Annotated in this window: 24 protein-coding genes; 5 read left to right on the top strand and 19 right to left on the bottom strand. The window is 35.8% G+C overall.

The features are described from left to right. Nucleotides 1-6 precede the first annotated feature (6 nt). The 6 genes from C8N46_RS20775 to C8N46_RS16565 all read right to left on the bottom strand — a co-directional run bounded on the left by C8N46_RS20775 (nucleotide 7) and on the right by C8N46_RS16565 (nucleotide 4,626). On the bottom strand, nucleotides 7-168 hold the full coding sequence (locus C8N46_RS20775; protein WP_170110096.1) for a hypothetical protein: 162 nt from the start codon (nucleotides 166-168) through the stop codon (nucleotides 7-9). A 2-nt stretch (nucleotides 169-170) separates the two neighbouring features. Beyond that, nucleotides 171-809, bottom strand: a complete 639-nt coding sequence (locus C8N46_RS16585) for an elongation factor Tu (RefSeq protein ID WP_108116311.1) — start codon at nucleotides 807-809, stop codon at nucleotides 171-173. A gap of 4 nt (nucleotides 810-813) precedes the next feature. Further along, a complete protein-coding gene (locus C8N46_RS16580) occupies nucleotides 814-1,392 on the bottom strand; it encodes a suppressor of fused domain protein (RefSeq protein ID WP_108116101.1) in 579 nt (192 codons plus the stop codon). A 94-nt stretch (nucleotides 1,393-1,486) separates the two neighbouring features. Next, nucleotides 1,487-2,980, bottom strand: a complete 1,494-nt coding sequence (locus C8N46_RS16575) for an alpha/beta fold hydrolase (RefSeq protein WP_108116099.1) — start codon at nucleotides 2,978-2,980, stop codon at nucleotides 1,487-1,489. 1 nt (nucleotide 2,981) lies between these two features. Further along, entirely contained in the window at nucleotides 2,982-3,377 is a 396-nt protein-coding gene (locus C8N46_RS16570; protein WP_146169858.1) for a hypothetical protein, read from the bottom strand. 118 nt (nucleotides 3,378-3,495) lie between these two features. After that, a complete protein-coding gene (locus C8N46_RS16565) occupies nucleotides 3,496-4,626 on the bottom strand; it encodes a helix-turn-helix domain-containing protein (RefSeq protein WP_108116096.1) in 1,131 nt (376 codons plus the stop codon). Nucleotides 4,627-4,797: 171 nt separating this feature from the next. Here C8N46_RS16565 and C8N46_RS16560 point away from each other — a divergent pair, with 171 nt between their 5' ends. From C8N46_RS16560 to C8N46_RS16550, 3 genes are all read left to right on the top strand, one after another. Beyond that, nucleotides 4,798-6,123 carry an alkaline phosphatase D family protein gene (locus C8N46_RS16560; RefSeq protein WP_108116095.1) on the top strand — a complete coding sequence of 442 codons (1,326 nt, stop codon included), beginning with the start codon at nucleotides 4,798-4,800 and terminating at the stop codon, nucleotides 6,121-6,123. Nucleotides 6,124-6,131: 8 nt separating this feature from the next. Continuing rightward, the gene (locus C8N46_RS16555; protein ID WP_108116093.1) at nucleotides 6,132-6,638 is read left to right on the top strand and encodes an endonuclease V; all 507 of its coding nucleotides are present in this window, start codon (nucleotides 6,132-6,134) and stop codon (nucleotides 6,636-6,638) included. A gap of 539 nt (nucleotides 6,639-7,177) precedes the next feature. Beyond that, nucleotides 7,178-8,647, top strand: coding sequence for a hypothetical protein (locus tag C8N46_RS16550; protein WP_108116091.1), 1,470 nt, complete (start codon nucleotides 7,178-7,180; stop codon nucleotides 8,645-8,647). A gap of 1,235 nt (nucleotides 8,648-9,882) precedes the next feature. On the opposite strand, the gene C8N46_RS16545 is transcribed toward C8N46_RS16550, so the two are convergent. From C8N46_RS16545 to C8N46_RS16505, 9 genes are all read right to left on the bottom strand, one after another. Continuing rightward, on the bottom strand, nucleotides 9,883-11,589 hold the full coding sequence (locus C8N46_RS16545) for a patatin-like phospholipase family protein (RefSeq protein ID WP_158269187.1): 1,707 nt from the start codon (nucleotides 11,587-11,589) through the stop codon (nucleotides 9,883-9,885). 189 nt (nucleotides 11,590-11,778) lie between these two features. Beyond that, nucleotides 11,779-12,621, bottom strand: coding sequence for a M57 family metalloprotease (locus C8N46_RS16540; RefSeq protein ID WP_108116309.1), 843 nt, complete (start codon nucleotides 12,619-12,621; stop codon nucleotides 11,779-11,781). A 221-nt stretch (nucleotides 12,622-12,842) separates the two neighbouring features. After that, on the bottom strand, nucleotides 12,843-13,118 hold the full coding sequence (locus C8N46_RS16535) for an ATP-dependent Clp protease adaptor ClpS (protein ID WP_108116088.1): 276 nt from the start codon (nucleotides 13,116-13,118) through the stop codon (nucleotides 12,843-12,845). 84 nt (nucleotides 13,119-13,202) lie between these two features. After that, nucleotides 13,203-14,036, bottom strand: a complete 834-nt coding sequence (gene prmA / locus C8N46_RS16530; protein ID WP_108116086.1) for a 50S ribosomal protein L11 methyltransferase — start codon at nucleotides 14,034-14,036, stop codon at nucleotides 13,203-13,205. Between the two features lies 1 nt (nucleotide 14,037). Beyond that, nucleotides 14,038-14,787 carry a triose-phosphate isomerase gene (gene tpiA / locus C8N46_RS16525; protein ID WP_108116084.1) on the bottom strand — a complete coding sequence of 250 codons (750 nt, stop codon included), beginning with the start codon at nucleotides 14,785-14,787 and terminating at the stop codon, nucleotides 14,038-14,040. A gap of 29 nt (nucleotides 14,788-14,816) precedes the next feature. Beyond that, nucleotides 14,817-15,305, bottom strand: coding sequence for a TlpA family protein disulfide reductase (locus tag C8N46_RS16520; protein WP_245896916.1), 489 nt, complete (start codon nucleotides 15,303-15,305; stop codon nucleotides 14,817-14,819). A 1-nt stretch (nucleotide 15,306) separates the two neighbouring features. Further along, a complete protein-coding gene (locus C8N46_RS16515) occupies nucleotides 15,307-15,870 on the bottom strand; it encodes a L,D-transpeptidase family protein (protein ID WP_108116081.1) in 564 nt (187 codons plus the stop codon). Between the two features lie 36 nt (nucleotides 15,871-15,906). Further along, complete coding sequence (locus C8N46_RS16510; RefSeq protein WP_108116079.1) at nucleotides 15,907-16,980, bottom strand: ABC transporter permease; 1,074 nt, start codon at nucleotides 16,978-16,980, stop codon at nucleotides 15,907-15,909. Nucleotides 16,981-16,987: 7 nt separating this feature from the next. Continuing rightward, nucleotides 16,988-18,184 (bottom strand): BT_3928 family protein, encoded by a 1,197-nt coding sequence (locus C8N46_RS16505; protein WP_108116078.1) that lies wholly within the window; start codon nucleotides 18,182-18,184, stop codon nucleotides 16,988-16,990. 235 nt (nucleotides 18,185-18,419) lie between these two features. Between C8N46_RS16505 and folP the strand changes: the two genes are divergently transcribed. Then, the gene (folP, locus tag C8N46_RS16500) at nucleotides 18,420-19,247 is read left to right on the top strand and encodes a dihydropteroate synthase (RefSeq protein ID WP_245896914.1); all 828 of its coding nucleotides are present in this window, start codon (nucleotides 18,420-18,422) and stop codon (nucleotides 19,245-19,247) included. 191 nt (nucleotides 19,248-19,438) lie between these two features. Here folP and C8N46_RS20615 read toward each other — a convergent pair whose 3' ends face one another. Then, complete coding sequence (locus C8N46_RS20615; protein ID WP_158269186.1) at nucleotides 19,439-19,600, bottom strand: hypothetical protein; 162 nt, start codon at nucleotides 19,598-19,600, stop codon at nucleotides 19,439-19,441. Nucleotides 19,601-19,812: 212 nt separating this feature from the next. Then, nucleotides 19,813-20,001 (bottom strand): hypothetical protein, encoded by a 189-nt coding sequence (locus tag C8N46_RS16490; RefSeq protein ID WP_108116076.1) that lies wholly within the window; start codon nucleotides 19,999-20,001, stop codon nucleotides 19,813-19,815. Between the two features lie 179 nt (nucleotides 20,002-20,180). Between C8N46_RS16490 and cdaA the strand changes: the two genes are divergently transcribed. Beyond that, a complete protein-coding gene (gene cdaA / locus C8N46_RS16485; protein ID WP_108116074.1) occupies nucleotides 20,181-20,963 on the top strand; it encodes a diadenylate cyclase CdaA in 783 nt (260 codons plus the stop codon). A 7-nt stretch (nucleotides 20,964-20,970) separates the two neighbouring features. Here the strand turns inward: cdaA and C8N46_RS16480 are convergent, their stop codons facing one another. Together C8N46_RS16480 and truA are read right to left on the bottom strand one after the other, a co-directional pair. Continuing rightward, nucleotides 20,971-22,737, bottom strand: coding sequence for an ABC transporter ATP-binding protein (locus C8N46_RS16480; RefSeq protein ID WP_108116072.1), 1,767 nt, complete (start codon nucleotides 22,735-22,737; stop codon nucleotides 20,971-20,973). Further along, a complete protein-coding gene (truA, locus tag C8N46_RS16475) occupies nucleotides 22,730-23,482 on the bottom strand; it encodes a tRNA pseudouridine(38-40) synthase TruA (RefSeq protein ID WP_108116070.1) in 753 nt (250 codons plus the stop codon). Before truA ends, C8N46_RS16480 begins: the two co-directional genes overlap by 8 nt. Between the last annotated feature and the right edge of the window lie 84 nt (nucleotides 23,483-23,566).

The raw sequence follows: 23,566 nt of genomic DNA, 5'->3' as shown, positions 1-23,566 counted from the left end.
AAATCATCATCGTTTCCAAGTCCCGCCATAACGATACAACGGATTGTCTTTTTTGACTTTCAGCAAGCAATCTTCACAAACAAAAACCCACTCTTTTGGCAGTTTGTATTGAATTCGAAATAGGGTGTCAAAGTCTTCTTTACAGATATCGCAGTGTTTGATTCGCATATTTATAATTTTTCCTTTCCAAATTCGTTATTGAAATCTCGAACTCTTTTATCAATTTGATTATATTCAGCTTGTAAGAGTAAATCTCGCCAATCGATTTTCGCTAATGCAATCATTTTTTCTAATCGAGATATTTCTTGATTTGCTGTAAATAGTAAAGCACGTACTATTCTATAATCTCTAAAAGTTTTGTCTAAAATTATAAATTCTTGAATTTTCCGTTTGGCTAGACTATAATTGTCTCTAAAATCTGATTTTATTCTTTCTAAAATATCTTTTGGATACAGATTCAAATTAATTTCTTTTTGATCAATTCCCTCTTCGCATTGTAATTCAGTATTTATAATTTGTAGTATTTTACCAAAACCTATCACTCTTGCACCTTCACAAAATTTGAACTCCATATTTTCATAAAGTCTCTTTGAAAAATATGAAGTCGCTAAAAGTTTGATAGTAGCTTTTACTTTAGTACCCAATTCTACAACTTCTTGCCCAATATAGGTTTGTTCTCCCGAAGTTAAGTATTCTGGATAATTTTCAAACTCAATATGCGGACGATATCCTGAATATACTGGAGTTTTACGACCACTTTCAGATGTTTTTAAAAATTCAAGAGCTGCTATAAAATCAATTTGTTTCATATTCTTACTTAACATGTTTTCTAGCAACATCGTACATATCAAAATTAGGATGTTTCCAAAACTTTTCGAGTCCGTTTTTTTCAATATATTTCATTTCAGATGCATAAATTGGGTAAAGTCCAGCTATGTTTACTTTATAATTTAATCCAATATTGATATTCGAAAAATCATTTTTTTCAAGTATTGATGGTGCAAAAACCAGAAAAGCGTCCATTTCAGATTCATCTGTTATTTTTTTTCTAAAATTGATGATGTTGCTATAACTGAAAGGACAATTACCTCTTAAACTATTTGCTAAAAATCCTGCAGATTTCGCCCATGAAATATCGTTGGAATTTACTGTAATCATTAATTCAGGGCGTCCAAACTTCCATTCGGGATAATTCACAAGAGAAAGTCCGTATGTAACTCCCGTAATCATTCCTTTTTTAGGAATATCTTTATAAATAAAGCTTGTAACACCAGAAACACCATCTATGGTGGATTCTTCCATATAGAATTCAGGTTCCGTTTGGAAAATCGTATATAAATGAGCGGTAAATTTTCCGAAAGGTGTTTTTTTCTTAAATAATCCTTTTAACATAAAAGAGCTATATGATTAGTAGTTTCAAATATAAGTACTAAAGTTTTCAGATAATAGAAACTAAGAAATTATATTAAAAAGTCAATACTATAAGCTACTCCGTCACAAACTCCAACGCTTGCATCGCTTCAAAACACTTCGATTGTGGTTTTTGATTGGGATTGTTAAAAAACGCATTGGCAACTTCCATTCCGCACGGATTGCCCCAATTGGTCGTTACGGTATGTGTCCAGCCTTTAAAAACGAGATGATAACTGTTTGATAGATTTTTTTGCATTGCCGAAGCCCATTTTACAGGTGTTTCATGGTCATATTCACCACTCAACAACAACACAGGAACATCACTTTGAATGGCTTTGTTTTCAATCGCTTTTAACGGTTGCACTTTCCAAATACCACAAATATTCGGTTCAAAAACCATCGGCGATAAGCCTAATACTTCTGAATATGTTGTTTTTTCAGCAACAATTATGTTTTTAGAAGCAAACGGATATTCTTCCGCACACCAAACTGATAAACGCATGCCCATTCCCGAACCTGAAAATTGTGTAGGTCTATCAAACAAACTTTCTAGCTGTGCTTTTACAGAACTCAAATCGTTGTTTAATAGTTTCTGAATTTCATTTGGAACGTAAGCACTATTGTTCGAATTGGTAACTGTAAAAACCGTAATCAAGTCTTTTCCTTGCAAGTGAAATGTTGCAGGTTTTCCTGTATTCGGGTTTGTAACCGTAACTTGCAACGGATTTTCAGTTGCATCACGCAAATATTGAAAGAACCTATTTTTAATGTTCGGAAATTTCTCAGCACACTTTTCATCTTCCTCACAATCAGACAATAACATAGTTACAACTTCTAGCAAATTCCCAACACTTTCTTCTTCGTAATTCACTTCCAACGGCAATGGCGAATCCATCACGACACTTCGAATCGGTGTTGGATAATCTCGCAACAACACTTGCGCGATTTTCGTACTGTAGGAAATTGTTAAAAGGTTGTATTTCTCAATGTGTAATACCTTGCGCAAATCTTCAATATCGGCGGCAATTGCGTTCGTGTTGTAACTGTTCAAATCGACTCCTTGTGCTATCAAACGTTCTCTGCATGTGCGTGCAGCCGCTTCTAACAAACTATCACGTTTTGCTTCGTTATATTCAGGGAAATTTGATTTGTAAATTGCTTCTGACCACGCGGGACAATCCAATGAAGGTTTCGCGAATTCTGTTCCGCGTTGTTCAAACAAAATGACATCTCTATCATCCAAATACTGATAATATTTCATGTATTGCGCCGAACGCATGGTAGAATTTCCTGGTCCGCCAACCGTGTAAATGATTGGATCGGGTTTTGGATTGTTGCTTCGACTTTTAAAAATATACACCGGCAACTGAATCGTTTTTCCTGCTGGTTTTTCACGATTTTCCAACACTTCCAAATATCCAAAAGTGTACTCCTGCCCTGCTGGAATTGTATGTGTAGTTTCGGTTGAAATTGTAAAAGTTGGTGTAAACCTAATGGATTTCTCTTTTGACTTTTCGCATGAAAATAGCACACAACACAATAGTAAAAGAATGATAGGTTTCTGCATATCAATTGCTTTTCTTCGTGGCTGTCCAAACGGCTAAAAAATCGCGTTCTAGTGCGTGCGTACTTCCGTATAATTTTCCATCCTTGTAATAAAAGGCAGTATTGTAATCGCCCGAATTGTCACCCGAAACCAATGCGCCATAAACCGTTCCCAATTGGGTATTAATTTTTCCGTTACGAATAGAAACGCCTTCACGATAGAAAAATCCTTCTAAGGTATTATTGGCTACTTTCGTAATCATCATTTCTGCGAAATTGGCGTCGTTTGGATTTTCTGGACTCATGTCTAAAACCCAAGTGCCTACTAAAATATTTGCGTCCATGTTTTTAGATTGTGCTTGTGTTTGAATAGTAATTACAAGCATGCAACAAAGCATAAAAAGTTGATGTCTTTTCATTGTGTGATTTTTTTAAAGTTTGACACAAACCTAGATATTTATTGGCTTCAAATCGTTTCAAATTGCCAATTGAACCCTTTTTATTCGGAAAATGAAGCGTCATTTTTTGAATTGAACCCTATTTGGAAACTTTCAATTCGCTTGGGGAAATTCCCAATTGTTTTTTGATAGCGCGATTGAAGGAAGATTTGGAATTGAATCCTGCTTCCATTGCCAAACTCAGCAAGGTGTATTTGGAATTGTCAGCGTCGTTTAGCAAGGTTTGCACTTCTTTGACACGGTATTCGTTCACAAAATCATTGAAACGTTTGTTGTATATTTCGCTCAAACTTTTAGAAATTAGGTACGGTTTGATGTCTAAGGCTTCTGCCAAACTTTGCAACGACAGTTCTTGATTTTTATACAATTTGTCTTGCTGCATGGCTGTTTCAAGCTTTTTGGAGATTTCTTTTAATTTTTCAGCAGTTTCACTTGGAAGCGATTTTTTAAGCGTCAATTCAGCATCGTTTCTTCGCGAAAAACCTTCCATTCCAATCCAATATGTCAAAATCGCGATTCCCACAAAAAACGGATAGTAATAAAAGCGCGTAAAGTAAAAATATGAACCTTCGTTTGACGACGAAAACACAATTAAATCTATCAACAACACACATAAAACCAGCGAAAAATAGATAAGAAACGAACGAATAATCCGTTGTATCCAATTGAATTTGGTGGCTTTCATTTCAAACATATCACTCACCATCTGCAAGCGTTTTTGAGCTTTATATGCATATAGAATGATGAGCAAACTCGCTATAATATAAATCGTAGAATTGTTCATCCAAACGATATATCCATAATAGCCTAACCACGACAAACTTTCGCGTGTGCCATCCCAATATATATTCTGTATTCGTACAAAAATGCTGATGCCAATTTGTAAAACCACAGGTACAAAATGTATCCAATCGGCTTTTTTAAAACGAAAATTGGGTTGTGTTTGTGCTTTTACGTAAAAATATAACAACGCACCGTGAATCCAGCTGAGATCAATCATCATATAATACCAACTGTCGTAATATCCCAATCCGAAGAGTCGTAACACTTGTACTATAAGTCGGTACGAAAGCAGAAATAAAATGGTTGCTAGGATGCGATTGGCTAGTTTGTTTTGTGTGTTCGATTGAAATAAAATACTGCCATAAATGATGCCTTGTACTGCACCAACAGTTAGCAAAAGGACAATTAAAACAGTACTGATTTCCATGTATTTTTGAGACAAATTATTGCCTTCCCAAGATAGATAATTCTATGTAGAATCAAAATGTGTGTCCGTGAAAAGATTTTTTGCACTGAACGAATATGCATCAATATTCACCTAAATTTAAACTAGTTTTCTATTTTTATGCAGACATTTGTAATCATTAAAAAACGACGAATGAAAAAGAACATAATTCTCTTGCTTTCCTTTTTATGTGTAACTATCACTTTTGCACAAAAAGAACTATTACAATCAGGTCCTATGGTTGGCTATTCTGACTTTAGGGAAGCACTGATTTGGGTACAAACTACCGCGCCTGCTGAGTTAAAAATTGGTTATTTTACAGAGAATGAAACGGAGAAATTTACCGAAAGCGTTCAAACGACCAAAGCGGGTGATTTTATTGCCAAATTAACACCTAATGAAGTAGAATATGGAAAAACGTATACGTATAAGCTGTATATCAATGATGTGTATGTTCCGAGAGATTATAAATTAGCGTTTCAAACACAAACGTTATGGCAATATCGAACCGATCCGCCAAATTTTAAAGTCGCTATTGGTTCGTGCAGTTTTATTAATGAAAAGAAAGACGATCGCCCAAAACCGTATGGTGATAAGTATCAAATCTTCAATTCCATTCTACAAAAAAATCCAGATGCTATGTTGTGGGTTGGTGACAATATGTATTTGCGCACGCCCGATTTTATGACAGAAACCGGAATTCGCCATCGTTTTAGACATACACGCGCTACACCAGAAATGCAAGCTTTGCTAGGAAGTGTGCATCATTATGCTACGTGGGACGATCATGATTTTGGACCAAATGACGCCGATCGCAGTTATGTGAATAAAAAAATTACGGAACAGACTTTTAACGATTATTGGGGAAATTTGAACACCAATGCGGCTGGAAATGGTGGCGTTACCCAACATTTTGCCTGGAACGATGTAGAGTTTTTTATGCTGGACGACCGTTATCACAGAGCACCAAATAGAGATCCAAATAAAGACAAAGATTATTTCGGAAAACAGCAATTGGATTGGTTGATAGATGCTTTGACAAAAAGCAGCGCGCCGTTTAAAATTGTGATTAACGGCGGACAAGTACTGAGCGACGTTACCAAGTTTGAAAATTATGCGACGTACCCAACGGAGCGTGCAGCATTATTAAAACGCTTACACGATGCAAAGATTGAAGGCGTTATTTTTATTAGTGGTGACCGACATCACACCGAAATTTCACGTTTGGAACGTGAAGATGCCTATCCGCTCATCGATATTACTTGCTCGCCTTTAACGGCTGGAACGCATTCACCGAGAGATGAAGGAAATACGCTTCAGGTGAAAGGAAAAACATTTTACAACCGCAATTTTGGTATTTTAGAAATTACAGGAAAACGCACGAATCGTGTATTGTTGCTTACTATTTACGATTCTGACGGCAATAAGGTATTTGATTACGAAATTAAAGCTACTGACCTTCGATACCCAAGAAAATAAACGCCAAAATGATTGCTGCGCTAGATATTCATTATAAAGAAACTTATGCAAAAGCAGTTTGCGTATTGTTTGATTGGTCTGACGAAACTCCAACACAAGTCTACACAGCCATCATCAAAGACGTTCAACCGTATGTTTCGGGTGAATTTTACAAACGAGAATTGCCTTGTATTTTAAAGGTTTTGGAACAAGTGCCGCTTCACACATTGGAAGCTATTATTGTTGACGGACATGTGTTTGTGGATAATGACAAAAAATATGGTTTGGGCGGTTATCTTTGGGAAGCACTTGATGAGAAAGTTCCCATCATTGGTATTGCGAAAAAATCGTTTATTCACACTGAAAAAGTGGCAACACCTATAAAGCGTGGCTCAAGTGAAAATCCGTTATATGTTTCGTGTATTGGGATAGAAAAAGATACAGTTTTAGAGAACGTTCAATTACTTCATGGATCGCATCGCATGCCAACTATTTTAAAATTGGTAGATGCTATTTCTCGCACAGAAATTCACTAAAAGTTGTTTTATACCTATAAAAGTAATCTAACAGTAGACTATTAGTTCTACATAAAAAGAACACTTAGTTTTATCTTTTCCGCAGTGTAGCATGATTTTTTCGTTAAAAATTTCTGAAACCTTGGAAGAAATTTAGAAAAAATCATGCGGTTTTGCTTTTCTCCCTAAAAGAGAAAAGCAAAAACACCTCTGGAAATCAAAGATTCATGAGTTCCTTTATTTAAAATAGAAAACTCACGAACTAAAAGTGCCCTTTCTTTTGTTTCTTTTCTTTGGGCAAGCAAAGAATAAGAAAGTAAAATATTGAAATTTAGTTGTTTGTGCTTAGTTTTCTTGACAAGTAATACTTTTATTCGAGAAAAACTCTTATCAAACTGACGCTATTTATTTTCCTTCTTAAAAAGATTTTTGGTAACTTTTAAACATGATAATTCGAGTTTTTGGCTCAAAACAAGTATTTATACGCTATGATACTACTGCTTTTTTTATGAAATTTGAATTGTTAAATTACACCTTAACCAAACCTTAACTAACGTAACATGAAGACTTTATTAAAAACTACTGCGCTACTTTGCGTAATTTTTGTATTCTTTATTTCTTGTGAAGAGAAAAAGAAAGAAACAAAAACCGACACCGAAACGACCAAACTAAAAGCCAAAGCACAAGCTGAATACGATTTGGCAGATGCCAATACTGTAGATAGTACTTGTGCCTGTGAAACTAATTGGTTTCCACACACACAAACACCAGCGCCCGCAGAAGGTGCCAATAGTCCATTTGCGGCAAAATCTACTACCAACTGTATTTTTCACCAATGGTCATGGCAAAAGTTCTTGTGGCTTACGGTACCTGATACCAACAAAACTCCTATGTTTTTGAGAGATGCAAGCATTATGCAAGTAGATCCGTATATGAATCCTGTGACTGTGGCTTCAGGAACTTTAGTGACGTTATCTTCTTCTGAATACAAACAAGCGGGTTCGTCAGGAATTTTACAATCGAATCCAAATTTTAATAATGGAAGTTCAGCTACGGTGTATTATGCGATTTTCATGAATGAAACGATGAATACCGCGGCTAAAAACTACGGTGCTGAAATCGCAAATGGTACTTTGCAGCCAGACAATTCTGCGGTGTTCCCTGTAGGTTCTTTTGAACTGAAAACCTCTTGGATTCCAACTTCCGCGATTCCACAAAGCGATCTTGGAAATTATTATACTACAAATGCTAGTGTTGACGGCACTACTACGGAAGTAGCTTTGTTGGGAATGCACGTAGTTGGTGTTGTTGAAAACCACCCAGAATTTATTTGGGCAACTTTTGAGCATAATAGTTTGGCACCTGCTTTTGATTGGACCAAAGGAACGGCAAGTGCGGATACAGAAAAGTTGTTATTTCAAACAGGAACAGTTTCTAATTTAGATGGAATTACTTGGACTGGTTCTTCTCCAAAAGTAAAAAGTGAAGCATACACCCTTTTTGAATACGGTGTGCCAAGGGTTGAAGGTTCTGATCCTGAAACCAATTTTATGACAACAAGCCAATCTGAGCCAGAAAATTATAATAATATCGATTACATTAATAAGTGTGTGGCTGATAATCTTTCCGATGTTTGGAATAATTATGCGTACACAGGCTCTATTTGGATCAACACGGACGGATTAACACCTGCGCAGCAAGTTACTTTAATTAAAAAAGAAGGATATGGTCTTGGAGATGCAACGCCAGGTTCTGTAGCTAGAGGTTCGTTAAATTCGGCAAATATTTCTATGGAAACCTATACGCAAACTTTTGAATCTAGCTTGTCAGAAATTGAGGCTAGCAATTTAACAAACTGTTTGTCGTGCCACAATGCCACTAGTTTTGGTTCAGGACACCCAACATCTCCGTTGTATTTGAGTCACGTATTTAACGGATATTTAGAGCATCAAAAAGGAAGCTCCAAAAAAGAAATCGACATGATGAAAGTAAAAGAATTTCAAAATGAATTTATCAACAAAAAAGAATAAACATATCAGTATTTAGTTTTTTTAAACGCTCCAAAATGAAAAGAGAATCCTTAGGGCAAAGGATTCTCTTTTTTGTTTTTAAAAACAACTTAGCGTATCAGATTATCAATACTATTTCTATGTACTTACCAACAATAGTCGTGTAACTTCATCAAACATTACAAAGAGGTGAAAGAAGACATCAAAATAGCTTGTATATGGTTTATAGTAAGTTGATTTTTAGCACGATATATAAGAAAAGAAGCATATTCAAAATGCGTTAAATAAAAAAAGAATCCTCAGGGCAAAGGATTCTTTTTTTATTTTCTTAAACAATTTATCAGATTGTTAACTTTTCAATACTAAATATTAATAGTGTAAATATACTTTTAGTTTCAATTCGCATCACACAAAGTCGATGAACCTATATTTTTATATCGATAAATGGTCATAATATATCGATAAACTAATGTATCAAAAAAAGATATCCTGTGAATGATATATACAAAAAAAAGAACTCTTGGGGCATTAAGAGTTCTTTATATTTTACAATTTACCAGATTGTAATTATCGTAATACTAAATATTTACACCAAATATAAAGGGATTATCATCATCTACTTTTAAAAGTCGACAAGTATTCTTTATAGTGTAGATGAATGACACAATTATGGCGTTGAACATAACGTCTATATCTTTTTTATACAGATATCGAGCTAATTGTATGCGACAAGGTATGTATGAAAATAACGAAAGGAGCGTTCCCCAACGCTCCTTTCCATTTGTAGAATAATAAACCTCAATAAAATACTCATTGAAACTTGCTCTAAAGTAGTAAAAGTTGATAGAGACACCATAAATTACTTTGTGAGCGTATGAAATTTAAAATAAGCGTTAATTTTTGAGAAGAAAAACAAAAAAGGAGCGTCCCCCAACACTCCTTTTGCATAAGAAATATATCCTTCTTAACATGGTTTACAACTGTAGATTGTAATTGTTTTATGGAAGAATAAATAACCTAAAAAACCTACGGTAAACTTATGCAAAGTCTATCTAGCATAAAAGAAGTTGTGTACGTAATTTATAAATTACGTGTAAACATAAAACATTATAATATTCTGATTTACAACACAAAAGATGCTGTTTTTTTATGATTGAAAATGTCGTATTTAGAATTGTGAAAGCAACCGTTTTTTATGTCTTTTAATGTATTTTTTAGCAATATATCTTGATGAAATACTTTTTTGAAAGCATAATTTATATGAGTTCGCTTTCATGTAAGCTTTTTTCAATTGTTTTTCGAACGAGTCGGTACGTTTTTCGTTGTCCTAACAATCGGAACGCAAATGTGTATAATTTGCTTTTGGTGAGCGATCTGACAATGGCACGAATTCGCTTTTGAATTGGCTTTTTATAGGTGTTGTCAAAAGATTCCATATTGAATTTTGGATACGCAGGATATGCCAAATACGCATCTTCGCCATAGGTATCTGTGTCAAATTCTTTGTTAATGATGTGTAAAGCACGCATGTCGGGAATGATTGGAAAGTATGTTGGTGTTTTGCTTTCATCTTCTTTATCGCTAAATGAAAAACGTTGCAATGCTGCTTCTGTGACGTCAGTTCCAAATCGTTTGTTGATATTTTTGTTTTCTATGGCGAAATAGTATCGTAAAAACGATTGACAATTTTTTCTACCTAAGTGAAAATCATGTTCACGAAACGATTCATCCAAAAATCCACCAAAACCACTCAACGGCGCAGAAGCTAAGTCTTTTTTGGAGCGAATCCACTTTTCGCCAGATTGTTGCTTCCGTTTGGGTTCGACTAAAAATTTTGTGCGATTGCTCAACGACAGGGCTTCCAAAATACCATCTTGGTTAAACATTACCTGATTTCGCAAGGCTTTAAACATTCCTTTGGCAATGGAAATAATATCGCGTTTGGTATCAAACGCATCTGCATCGTTATCTTGATTTGGGAATGGATCCACCATAATAATTGCATAATTATCATCGTCGCGAATGGTTTTGTTTTTTTCGATGAGCACTTTCATGCAGATTCCGAAAGGTTCATTGTTTATCAATCCACCATCAACCGAATTGAAAGTATAGGTATTCTCTTTTTGCAAATCGACACGAATGCCTTCACTCCTATCAAACAAATATTTTGGATAGCGCGCTACATATTCATGCGCAATTTGTATTTCTCTTGATTTCAATCCAATCGGAAATGCAGACGTACTTAGTGTCGCGTCTTTTAAATAATTGACATGCGTTTCATTTTGTAAATCCAACACATAAAATAGAGACGAATCGTTTTCAGGAATGCCTGGTTTGTGTGTGTCATTCGCGATTTTATACCGAAAAAAACCACCATGATTGGTGATGACCGTTTCGCTATCTTTAAAATCTATATGAAAATTTAATCCGCGTAAATTGGTGGTTGTCAACACTAAATCCAGACTTTTAGACACATAATTAGGAAATGCAACTTGATGATTTGTTTGCAAGGCATTGTCTGCAATGGCTTCAATCGGCGCTACATTCAACAACGATTCTGGATATGCGTCACTTTTGATATCATTTGTATGCAACATTTTCATCAAAGACGTTTCGGTATCCGTATCTGCCATTTTTACCCACGATTGGTAAAAGATATTGTTTTCGCCTTTCGGGTTGTCTTTATTTACAAATTGATGATTTTTGTTAAGTAAACTCAACACTGCTAATGTTCCTGTAATTCCTCCCGCGGAAGCGCCACTTAACACTTCCAATTCCACATCATGCATCGGAATGGAATGATTGTATTGCGGATGCTCTTTTCCTAGTTTTTTATTTTGTGCTTTGGCTTTTTCCCATAGGTGTAGTGATTCTAACAAATAATCAATTACGCCAGCAGTATAGGCTCCCGCAGAAACGGCTCCTGCCATAGTGATGCATATTTTAAACTTTTTTGTAGGCATGTTCATTATATTTTCGGAATAAATATAACATTTTCATCTGCCTTTTTATGGCTAAAAAAATGCTTTTCCTATAGTTTCAGTAAAATATATAAATAGCAAAAAGGCGCTGGTTAGGCGCCTTTTCTATGTTAAAAATCACTCTCGATTTTAATTTAATTATTTTCTCTTATTACTATGTAAGACTGTTTATTAGTACATCCAACGTAATGCTGTAATATCATTACTGTTGAATTCTCCATCTTCGCTTGAGCTAAAGCAAGCATTCATTAATGAAGTTGGATCCCATCCTGTAGGTGTTCCTGGGATATGAATTGCACCAACTCCAGCGCTTCCTTCATTTGTATTTTGTCCACAGCTTTGTCTGCTAAAGTAGTCAGAGTGACGGAAACCAATTGAGTGTCCCATTTCGTGACCAATTACGTGCTCGTGTACGTTGGTACTGTATGGAGCCAATCCTGAATTAATACGAACCCACTTGTTTGGATTTCCTCCTGAAGGGAAACCTGCAGATCCTCCTGCACCTCCAGATACTTGGTACACAACCATGTCTTTATTTTCATAATCTGTACCGTAAGTCAATTGGAAAGTGATATCTAAGTTCAATGCATTATAGTTATCTACAGCCCAACTAAGTCCATTTATCATTTTAGTTGTTAATCCATTAGAATTGTTTCCTGTATATCCAATAATAGTGATCACACCATCATTTACTAGGTTACTTGTACGATATTGCTTGCTAGTGATACCATCACCAAATTCCATTGCCATTAATTGGTCGTGTGGAATCATGATATCTCCTTCAAGAAGATATGCTTCTTCCATTTTTCCTCCTGGCTTTTCGAACATGGTTTTTTGCATGTCGAATGTATTGAAGTGTAATGATTGTGCTTTTTCAAATACGTCTTGTGGAATTCCAACTGGCGCAACTGCAGTTTCTTCTTCGATTGTTGCGGTGTTGTCTTTGGTACATGAAGTGAAGGTTAGCCCCAACACAATTGCCATTAGCAATGCTAAGTTTTTAATTTTTTTCATTTTAGAAGTTTTTTCGGTTAATGTTAATAATTGTTTGGAGCGATTTTTAACACATTTCAAACTTATAAATTTTATTGTATAATTCCTAATAAAATGTTAAATCTATTAAGGATATCTAAAAAATTAACACATTTTACGTGTTTTGTTAAAAATTCATCAAAAAAAATAGACGCTTAAAAAAGCGTCTATCTCAGTATGTTGTAGGCATCGTCTTTATTTCTTTATATGATTTCGGCTGAAAGTCCTGCTTCTAATAATTTACTGCATCGCGGTTTTAAATCTTCATAATCACCCGTTTTTACCGTACATTTTCCTTTGTAATGCACAATGATTGAACATTGTTCTGCTTGTTCCGCAGTATGATCACAGGCATAAATGAGCGTTTCAATAACGTGATCAAATGTATTTACGTCGTCATTGTACAATACGATTTCATTGTTTTTTTGTATCTCTTCTAAGGTGAGTAATTCTTCCTTAATTTTTTCTTGCGTACTCATATTTGGTATTTTATCCGTAGTAAAACTTGTTTCTTTTTTGTTCGTGTAAGGTTACATTAGCGTTTGTTAAAAGCTTATGCACCACTAATTTACAAATTTTAACGAAACCCAATTATTTTTTTCAAGTTTGTCTGCAAATTTTAACTTGTTTTTGACACATTCGTCTGTAATGATAGGAATGTCTTCTGTGTAAAATCCGCTTAAAAACAACATTCCATTTTCATGTAAACACGCTGCATACTGATGAATATCGTTCAGTAAAATGTTTCTATTAATATTCGCAATGATGATATCATATTTCCTATCTTTCAATAAAGTCACATCGCCTTCATACACCGAAATATGCTTGCAATTGTTACGCTCTACATTTTCTAGCGAATTCAAATAACACCAATTATCAATGTCAATCGCGTCCAATGGTTTGGCGCCTTTCATTTCTGCTAAAATTGCCAAAACACCAGTTCCGCAACCCATATCCAGCACTTTTTTATCAGTGACATCTGTGTTTAAGATATGTTGTAACATCATGTGTGTCGTTTCGTGGTGACCTGTTCCGAAGCTCATTTTTGGTTCAATGACAATATCATATTCCACCGAAGGTTTTTCGTGAAAAGGCGCTCTTACCACACATTTTCCATCTACTTCAATCGGGTCAAAATTCTTTTCCCATTCTTCATTCCAGTTGACTTGCGCTATTTCTTCTTGTTCATAAGTGATTTCAAAATCAGCATTATTTAGAATTTGAATATCCTCCAAAATAGCCGCATGCCAATCTTCTTTTTGAATGTAGGCATTGACACCTTCTTCATTTTCGACAAAACTTTCAAAGCCTGCAAAACCCAATTCCGCAATGAGTATTTCCGTGGCTGGCTGCACAGGCGAAACTTTAAAAGTGTATCCAATATAGGTTGTTGACATGTTAAAACGCGTTTATGATTGCTACAAAATCAGCTGCTTTTAAGGAAGCACCACCAATTAATCCACCGTCAACATCCGCTTTTGCGAAAATTTCGGCAGCATTGGCTGGTTTTACACTTCCTCCGTATAAAATGGAAAGTTCGTTTGCTACATCTTGTCCAAATTTTTCTGAAATCGTTTTACGAATAAACGCGTGCATTTCCTGTGCTTGTTCAGGCGAAGCGGTTTCTCCAGTACCAATTGCCCATACAGGTTCATACGCCAAAATGATATTTTTCCAATGTGCAGCTTCTAGATGAAATAGAGCATTTTTTAATTGATTTTCTACTACAGAAAAATGGTTTCCTGCTTTTCTATCTTCCAATTCTTCTCCAAAACAAAATACAATTTGTAGTTCATTTGCCAACGCTGTATCTACTTTTTTGGCCAAGATTTCATCCGTTTCTCCAAAATAAGCTCTGCGCTCACTATGTCCGAGAATTACGGTATTTACACCGACACTTTGAAGCATGCTTGCAGAAACTTCTCCTGTATACGCACCATTTGCTTCTTGATGCATGTTTTGTGCTATGACTTCAATGTTGTGTCCTTTTAGCACGTTGAACGCTTGAAATAAATTTACAAACGTCGGTGCTACCATTACAGAAACATCCGTGTTTGGTACCTGCTCAATTAAATCATTTAATAAAGCTTCCGTTTCCGAAAGGTCATTGTTCATTTTCCAGTTTCCTGCAACTATTTTACGTCTCATGTTTTTTATGTTTTTGACTTGATTTTTATTTATTGTATTGCTTCTAGCAATGCTGAATCTGTTGTTTTAATGGCTTCAAAAAGCTTGATACTTCCGTCAGGATTGATGACCATATATCTTGGAATCCAACTGAGTCCGATAGCTTTTCCAAAAGTACCTTTCATTCCTGATGGCACATAGTAATGTTCGCCTATAAGCTGCTGTTTTTCAACCGCTTTTTGCCAACGTTCCATATTTCTATCCAAAGATAAAAAGAGGTAGGTTACCGCTGGATTATTTTTTTGAATTTCTTTTACGCCAGGAATTCCAACCAAACAATCGCGACACCAAGAAGCCCAGATATCTACAAAAATAGTTTTTCCTTGGTATTTTTGTAAAATCTTTTCAAAAGTAGTGTTTTCTCCAGTGATTGACAGCATTTTTTCCTGTAACGCTTCTGGTGGGAATTTGGTTAAATTTTCTTTTTGACAACTTATGATGACAAAAGCAACTAATACGAGTTTTAGTGCGCGTTTCATGCTATTTTTGAATGGTAATTTTTGTTTGATTGGTAATATACGGATAGATTTCATTGACGTCACTATTTTTCATGGAAATACAACCTAGCGTCCAGTTTTGTCGTTTGTCAATTATAGCATCCATTCCTTCGGGCACGCCGTGAATTCCAACTTCGCTACCAATAGTTTCACCTTCTTTGATGATGCCTGCAGCTTTTCGTTGATTGAATTTTTTCCACGAATTTGCATTCGGGTAATCTATCCAAATAAATTTTGACCATTTGCGATGCGGATATTTATCTCGCACACCAAATTCACCTTCTGGCGTGCGCTGATCGCCTTCTTTTTCTTTATCGTCCACAGGATTTCCTCCAAAAACGACGTTGTATGTTTTTACCAAAGTATCTGCCGAAAAGACAGAAAGTGTATACTTGCTTTTATCAATCAAAATTTCAATACTTGAGCCTTTCGGCAGTATTTTTTGCAGACTTTCTTTTTGCGATTTTTCTTGTGAAGTATCATGTTTACAGGAAAACACTATCAACATAAGACTGATAGCCACTAGAATATGCTTCGCAATTTTCATTTGATCGTTACTTTTTTAGGATGAAATCATTCGTATTTACGTTCTAATTTTCGGGTCGAGCCAACCGTATACGACATCTACTAAGATATTGATTATAATGAACATAGCAGCAATAATCAACACAGCGCCCATGATGATTGGCAAATCTTGACTGTTTAATGCATCTACGATTTCTTTTCCAAGTCCGTTCCAACCAAAAATATATTCTACAAAAACAGCTCCTGCCAACATGGAAGCAAACCATCCAGAAATTGCCGTAATTACTGGATTTAGCGCATTTTTGACAGCATGTTTTTTGATGATTTGAAATTCGCTCAATCCTTTAGCTCTTGCCGTACGAATGTAATCTTGATTGAAAACTTCTAGCAATGAATTTCGCATGAGTTGTATGATAACTGCCAACGGACGAATTCCCAACACAATGGCTGGCAAGATGAGGTTTTTCCAGCGAATGCTGATAAATTCGCCAAAATCATCTACTTCGTATAAGCTTCCGGTCATGTTTAAATTGGTGTATTTGTGCAATAGAAACCCAAATATCCACGCAAATAGAATCGCGCTAAAAAATGAAGGAACGCTCATGCCCAATGTACTTACGATTTGAATGAGTTTGTCTACAAATGTGTCTTTATACAATGCGGAAATGATTCCTAAAAAAATTCCCAGCAACATCGCAATGCTAATGGCGGCGATAGCTAACACAATAGTATTTGGCAAGGTTTCTCGAATGACTTGCGCCACGCTTTTTCCCGATTTTTGAAATGATTCGCGCAAATACGGAAGTTTTAAAACAGTCGTCGTATTTCCGATGGTAAATAGCGAAACCGCACTGTATTTGTTGTCTGCCAAATGTGTGTAATCTTCTTTTTTGGTGGAATGAAACGAAATGGGCAGCAAGTCGTTGATGTAATACGCGTATTGTGTCAACACAGGTTTGTCAAAGCCATATTTTTTCTTGACAATTGCAATTTGTTCTTCCGTTTGATTTTGCCCTAACATCATTTTTGCAGGATCGCCAGGCAGAATGTTAAACAGAAAAAATATCACTGTCACGACGCCAAAAAGTGTCAAAAACGCATAGCCGATTTTATGTACAATGTATCTTCCCAAAGAGTGTTTACAGTTTTATCGTGTCAAAATCGTTGTAATGTTTTTTGTCTGTAATGGTCCCTTTTTCCACTTTGATGATTCCAGGATTGGAGCGTACAATGGTTTTTAAGGTGATAGGATCTGTGAGATAAAAATTAAAATTGAACTGCATCAAATCTGCCAAATCTTGCAATTCCTGCGCATCGGAAGCTGATAATCCAATGACTTTATATCCTGCTGCCAACGCTTTATCGGTAAATTCTTTTACTTTGAAAAGTCCTGCTTCTTCCGCTTTTTCCAATCGATACATGATGACCATGATGATTTTTTCTTCTTCCAGCATCCTATCTGTAACATCACCCTCTTCTGGACTTTCAATGATGAAATCGTGAATTGGTGGTTCGTAACCTTCATCTATGATTTCACTTTTTAAATCTTTGTAAACGCCACCTTCTACTTGTGGTTGCGACACATCTGTCGTCACAACTTCTACGTCTTCTCCATTCACATCAAAAACCCACGTATATTCAATGATAGGTTTGGGAGCATCTGGCGGAACAATCATCCCATCTGGAATATTTGCGCCGATTTTGTACGGTCTAAAGTCGAAAACTGGCAAATGATTCAACACATGTCTTCCAAAGAAAATGCACGCTATTAAACTCACGACTGCAATGCCGATGTTTATTTTTTTAGAGAAAATAGGCTTGATGTGTTTCATTCCAATGAACAAAATAAGAATCGCGACTAGCAAAATGATGTCTTTTGTGAAACTTTCCCAAGGTGTCAATTTCCAAAAATCACCAAAACAACCGCAATCGGTTACTTTGTTGAAATATGCCGAATAAAAGGTGAGAAAGGTGAAAAATACAATCAATCCGAGCAAACTCCACAATACTGGTTTTTTGAATAGGCTTAGTAAAATCATCACACCTAAAATAACTTCAAGAATGACGAGAAAAACCGCCAACCACAGCGCGTACGGCACTAACGATGGTAAATTCAGAACGTCTTCTGCAAAATAATCGGTGAGTTTAAACGAAAAACCAACAGGATCATTCAGCTTTATAAATCCTGAAAAAATAAACAATCCGCCCACAAATATTTGACAGATTATCGTGAGTATTTTTCCATAGATGGTATTAAAAAAAGCTACTTTCTTTTCTACAATTTGTTGCCAAATTGTTGGTTTGTTTGAGGTTTGCTCAGTTCCTGATTTTTCCATGCTATTTTTTATGATAGTTCGCTTCTGCACAACTTACTTAGCCTTAAATTTACTATGCGATGCGCTTTATTTTATGTAAATTTCGTCCAAAATTACCAATTTATAAAAAGAAAATGACATAAGTTCATTTTAAAGGTATGTATGTATGAAATGAGCCAAAACTAATGGTTAGTATCTTCCGATATGATTAGTGGCGAATTGCATCTGACAAAATTAATGATATAAGAACAAACAGATGAAAAGTATCAATTGTAAGGGAAAATTAATTGCGCTCGACACGCCTAAAGTGATGGGAATTTTGAATGTAACGCCCGATTCTTTTTACGATGGCGGTATGTATAAAGATGCTTCGTCAATTTTGACGCAAGTCGAAAAAATGTTGACCGATGGCGCTACGTTTATCGATGTTGGTGCGTACAGTTCGCGACCAAATGCCCCTGAAGTTTCTACAAAAGAAGAAAAACAGCGTTTGTTGCCGATTTTGGAATTGATTTTAACAAAATTTCCTCAAACAATTCTATCTGTTGATACCTTTCGAAGCGAAGTTGCTAGAGAAGCTATCAACATTGGGGCGGCGATTATTAATGATATTTCAGCGGGAAATTTAGATGCGAATATGATGCAAACTGTGGGCGAATTGGGCGTTCCGTATAGTATGATGCACATGCAAGGCACGCCAAAAACCATGCAACAAAACCCTAATTATGAGAATGTTGTCAACGATATTCTAAAAGAACTTTCCGAAAAAGTTGCGTTGGCGCGAACACATAAAATTAACGACCTTATTGTAGATCCTGGGTTTGGTTTTGGAAAAACGATTGCGCATAATTATACCATTTTACAACTTTTACAACTGTTTGAATCGCTCGATTGCCCTGTGTTAGTTGGAGTTTCCCGAAAATCGATGATTTACAAAGTATTGGAAACGACGCCACAAGAAGCCTTAAATGGAACGACTGTCCTAAATACAATTGCACTACAAAACGGCGCTTCTATTTTACGTGTTCATGATGTAAAGGAAGCTGTGGAATGTGTGAAGTTGGTGGAGATGGTTGGGTTTTAGGTTTTAGGTTTTAGGTTTTGGGTGTTGGGTGTTGGTTTTTTTCGTCTTGACTCTTAGCTCTTGACTCTTGGCTCTTGACTCTTGGTTCTTGACTCTTGGTTCTTGACTCTTGGTTCTTGACTCTTGACTGTTTTAACTACTGAAAAATAAAAACTGCCTAAAGTTGTTTTAGACAGTTTTCTGTTTTTTATTTAAAAATCGATGCAAAAAACACATTCAATCTCTGCACATTTTTCTCCGCAATCTGTACAAACGCCATTTTGAATACATTGTTTACGTCCTCCGTTGATTTTTTGTTGTTCCTCTTTTTTAATTTTTGAAACTCCGTTGATTTTTAAAATACTGTGTAACATGGTATGCTTATTTTAGATTATACTTTTTTAAGATACGTGATTTGTCATTTTTTTCGTTACGGTTTTACCATATTTTCTTATAAGCTAAAATTATATAGTTTTATAGAAATAACTTTTCAAGATTATTTTCACAAAAAGTCTGCGTATTGAATTCCATAAAAAAACTGCCTAGAGATACTAGACAGCTTTATCATGTAAAATTTTAAAAATTTTTAATTCATTCCTCCTTCAGCATCAGAATCAAGTGGGTTTGGTGCTTTTTGGCATTCGCGTTCGTTGCATTCGCTTCCGTAGTTTACGCAAGATCCGTTGTGTTTACACACAGATCCTCCTAAGATTTTTTGTTGTTGCTTTTTTTCAATTTCTCTTGCTCCTTCAAGTTGTAAGATGTTTTTTAACATGGTGTTTATTGTTTGATTATAAATTATAAAACTGAAATATAAAGAACCTCAGTACACCCTAGTTACGGTTTTGCCCTAGTTTTTCTTTGTTTTTTTATGGTTTGATAACTTATCAAAACACTTTTCATTTTTCATTTTAAATTTTGTTACTTTTACTTTTTGTATTGTAAAAACGCACTTTGGACTTTTTAGACTTTTTAAATTTTGGATTGTTAGACTTCATCGAAATTATTCTCGTTGCGGTATTGCTGTATTATATATACAAACTCGTAAAGGGAACGGCCGCGATTAATATTTTTATTGGAATTGTGATTATTTTTGTAGCTTGGAAGATTACCGAAGCACTAGAAATGAACGTTTTAAGCAATATTTTTGGTGGATTTATTAATGTTGGAATTTTGGCATTATTCATTGTATTTCAGCAAGAAATCAGAAAGTTTTTACTAATGATTGGTTCCACGAACTTTGCTGCGAAACGAAGTTTTGTAAAACACTTCCGATTTTTAAAACAAGATGCCAATATTGATACTGATGTGGAAGCAATTGTTGAAGCTTGCACTAAAATGTCTGCCACTAAAACAGGCGCTATTATTGTGATTGAACGCAATAATTCCTTAGAATTTGTAAAAGATTCTGGCGATACGATGGGAATGGACGTCAATGTACCTACGCTAGAAAGTATCTTCTTTAAAAACAGTCCACTGCACGACGGCGCCATTATCATTGAAGGAAATCGTGTCACAGCTACCCGTGTGATTCTGCCTGTTTCAAAATCTACTATGATTCCGCAACGTTTTGGTTTGCGCCATAGAGCCGCTGTGGGAATTACCGAAAAAACAGATGCCTTGGTTCTTGTTGTTTCCGAAGAATCTGGACAAATTTCCTATATCCGCGATGGTGAGTTTGTATTGTATGAAGATATCGATTCGCTAGAAGAACTGCTTCAAAAAGATTTGAGTTAATCTCTTCTTATGCACTCTCCTGTTGAATAAACTGCACTTCGTACAAGTTTTTATAGTAGCCGCCTTCTATTTGCAACAATTCATCGTGTGAACCTTGTTCTACAATTTTTCCAGCATCCATTACAATGATATTGTCTGCCTTTTTAATCGTTGCCAATCGATGTGCAATAACAATTGAGGTTCTTCCTTGTGTAATGGTATCTGTAGCGTTTTGTATGAGTTGTTCCGAATACGAATCGACCGAAGAAGTGGCTTCATCCAAAATTAAAATACTCGGATTGGTGACGTATGCACGTAAAAACGAAATCAACTGTCGCTGCCCAGAAGAAAGCATACCGCCACGTTCTTTTACGTTGTAATCGTAATTGTTTGGCAAACTCATGATAAATTCATGCACACCAATTTGTTTGGCAGCTTCCTCTACTGTTTCTCGTGTAATTTCGGGATGTTGTAGCGTGATGTTGTTAAAAATAGTGTCTGCAAACAGAAATACGTCTTGCAATACTACGGCAATCTCGGCACGTAAGGCTTCTAGTTTTACACTTTTGATATCGATTCCGTCAATAGCAATGGTTCCAGAATCTATTTCGTAAAAACGATTCAATAAGTTGATAATTGTAGATTTTCCTGCGCCGGTAGCTCCGACAATCGCAACCGTTTCTCCTTGTTTCACTTCAAATGAAACACCGTGTAGCACTTCTTCATCTTCCACATACGAGAAGCATACATCTGTAAACGAAATGTCACCTTTGATGTTTAAAGACGTGATTTCTCCTTCATCTTCAATTTTGCTTTCAGTATCTAAAATGGTAAAAATTCGCCCTGCAGCCACCATTCCCATTTGTAAGGTGTTAAATTTATCAGCAATTTGTCGTAAAGGTCTAAACAACATGCCAACCATCATGATAAATGCCAATACATTTCCTAGTTCGACAGAAACATTCGTTGCTGACATCAATCCGCCGTACCACACAACCAATCCGATAACAATAGAATTTGCCAAATCTGGAATTGGAAAGAAAATAGCGTTATACCAAATTGTTTTTAACCATCCTTTTTTATGTTTCTCGTTGATGGCTTTAAAGTTTTTATATTCTGTCTCTTCTCGTGAAAATAATTGTACGATTTTCATTCCCGTTACACGTTCTTGGACAAAGGAATTTAGATTGGAAATTTGCGCACGGACTTCTTCAAACGCTGCTTTCATAGCTTTTTGAAATACTCGTGTTGCGTAAATAATTAGCGGTAAAATTGCAAATACGATTAGCGATAGTTTCCAACTCATCCACAACATCACGCCCATCACAACAAGCATTTTTAACAAATCGGCAATAATGACAAACAATCCTTCACTAAAAATACTAGCAATGGTTTCAATATCGCTTACGGCACGTGTTACCAAACGACCTACCGACGATTTGTCGTAATACGCCATTTTGAATTGCAACATATGCTCGAATAGCTTTTTACGAATATCTCTAATGATACTTTGCCCAAGCCAGTTTGCATAAAAGACAAATAAAAACTGAAATATAACTTCCAACAGCAACACACCAAGCATTAAAAGAATGTATAGTAACAATCCTTCTTTGTCTTTGGTTACGATGTAGTCGTCCACCGTTATTTTGAGCAGTACAGGTCGCGCCACCGCGAACACAGACAATAATATTGCCGCGATTGCCACAAAATACAAGGTGATTTTATAAGGATTTGTGTAGGTCAATAATCGTTTAAAAAGACCAAAATCAAATACTTTTCCTGTTACTTTAGCCATTGTTTGTAAAGGTTTCTGGCGGATATGTTACCGCGGTCAAATATAACGCTTTTCCAGGTACCGAAGTGCCTGCTTGGTTTCGATCTCTCGATATAATGATTTGCTTGAATTCTTCAAGGGTTATTTTACCCAATCCGACATCTAATAAGGTTCCTACAATGGCGCGTACCATGTTGCGCAGAAAACGATTTGCCTGAATGGTAAAGATTAACAATTCGCCTTTTTGTTCCCAAATTGCTTTTTGTATATCACAGATATAAGTTTTTACATCGGTGTGCGCTTTGGAAAAGCATTTGAAATCTTCATGATTAAATAATTCGTTCGCTGCCAAATTCATCAATTCAACATTTAACGGTTTAAAAACCAGATGTGCCGATTGATTATGAAAAGGATTTTTTTCAGTGACAATCCAATATTCATAGGTTCTGCTTGTAGCGTCAAATCGCGCATGCGCCTCTTTATGGACCGCATAAATTCCCTGAATGGCAACATCTTTCGGCAAAAATGAATTAAGCTTAAATGTCAGTTCTGAAGCATCAAAAACAACTTCCGTATCAAAATGTGCATACATTTGTTTGGCATGCACACCAGCATCCGTACGTCCTGCGCCTACAATTACCGTTTCTGTTCGCAATAAGGTAGACAATGCTTTTTCGATAACTTCTTGCACTGAAATGGCGTTCGGCTGATTTTGCCAACCGTGATAATTTTCGCCATTATAGGAAAGTTCAATGAAGTATCTCAAGGTAATTTTGCTACTTTTGTTTCAGACTGACAAAGATAAGTTTTAATTCATTAGTTTGCGCGCAATAACAATTATTTAGCAAAG

Source organism: Kordia periserrulae (genome assembly GCF_003054265.1).
GTDB classification, from domain to species: domain Bacteria; phylum Bacteroidota; class Bacteroidia; order Flavobacteriales; family Flavobacteriaceae; genus Kordia; species Kordia periserrulae.
Note: the sequence above shows the minus strand (reverse complement) of the source record. Positions and strands in the feature narration are given on the sequence as shown.

Bases quoted from the DNA above. Each gene is read 5' to 3' on its own strand.
- C8N46_RS20775 (WP_170110096.1), bottom strand. From the start codon at position 168: ATGCGAATCAAACACTGCGATATCTGTAAAGAAGACTTTGACACCCTA.
- C8N46_RS16585 (WP_108116311.1), bottom strand. From the start codon at position 809: ATGAAACAAATTGATTTTATAGCAGCTCTTGAATTTTTAAAAACATCT.
- C8N46_RS16580 (WP_108116101.1), bottom strand. From the start codon at position 1,392: ATGTTAAAAGGATTATTTAAGAAAAAAACACCTTTCGGAAAATTTACC.
- C8N46_RS16575 (WP_108116099.1), bottom strand. From the start codon at position 2,980: ATGCAGAAACCTATCATTCTTTTACTATTGTGTTGTGTGCTATTTTCA.
- C8N46_RS16570 (WP_146169858.1), bottom strand. From the start codon at position 3,377: ATGAAAAGACATCAACTTTTTATGCTTTGTTGCATGCTTGTAATTACT.
- C8N46_RS16565 (WP_108116096.1), bottom strand. From the start codon at position 4,626: ATGGAAATCAGTACTGTTTTAATTGTCCTTTTGCTAACTGTTGGTGCA.
- C8N46_RS16560 (WP_108116095.1), top strand. From the start codon at position 4,798: ATGAAAAAGAACATAATTCTCTTGCTTTCCTTTTTATGTGTAACTATC.
- C8N46_RS16555 (WP_108116093.1), top strand. From the start codon at position 6,132: ATGATTGCTGCGCTAGATATTCATTATAAAGAAACTTATGCAAAAGCA.
- C8N46_RS16550 (WP_108116091.1), top strand. From the start codon at position 7,178: ATGAAGACTTTATTAAAAACTACTGCGCTACTTTGCGTAATTTTTGTA.
- C8N46_RS16545 (WP_158269187.1), bottom strand. From the start codon at position 11,589: ATGCCTACAAAAAAGTTTAAAATATGCATCACTATGGCAGGAGCCGTT.
- C8N46_RS16540 (WP_108116309.1), bottom strand. From the start codon at position 12,621: ATGAAAAAAATTAAAAACTTAGCATTGCTAATGGCAATTGTGTTGGGG.
- C8N46_RS16535 (WP_108116088.1), bottom strand. From the start codon at position 13,118: ATGAGTACGCAAGAAAAAATTAAGGAAGAATTACTCACCTTAGAAGAG.
- prmA (WP_108116086.1), bottom strand. From the start codon at position 14,036: ATGTCAACAACCTATATTGGATACACTTTTAAAGTTTCGCCTGTGCAG.
- tpiA (WP_108116084.1), bottom strand. From the start codon at position 14,787: ATGAGACGTAAAATAGTTGCAGGAAACTGGAAAATGAACAATGACCTT.
- C8N46_RS16520 (WP_245896916.1), bottom strand. From the start codon at position 15,305: ATGAAACGCGCACTAAAACTCGTATTAGTTGCTTTTGTCATCATAAGT.
- C8N46_RS16515 (WP_108116081.1), bottom strand. From the start codon at position 15,870: ATGAAAATTGCGAAGCATATTCTAGTGGCTATCAGTCTTATGTTGATA.
- C8N46_RS16505 (WP_108116078.1), bottom strand. From the start codon at position 18,184: ATGGAAAAATCAGGAACTGAGCAAACCTCAAACAAACCAACAATTTGG.
- folP (WP_245896914.1), top strand. From the start codon at position 18,420: ATGAAAAGTATCAATTGTAAGGGAAAATTAATTGCGCTCGACACGCCT.
- C8N46_RS20615 (WP_158269186.1), bottom strand. From the start codon at position 19,600: ATGTTACACAGTATTTTAAAAATCAACGGAGTTTCAAAAATTAAAAAA.
- C8N46_RS16490 (WP_108116076.1), bottom strand. From the start codon at position 20,001: ATGTTAAAAAACATCTTACAACTTGAAGGAGCAAGAGAAATTGAAAAA.
- C8N46_RS16480 (WP_108116072.1), bottom strand. From the start codon at position 22,737: ATGGCTAAAGTAACAGGAAAAGTATTTGATTTTGGTCTTTTTAAACGA.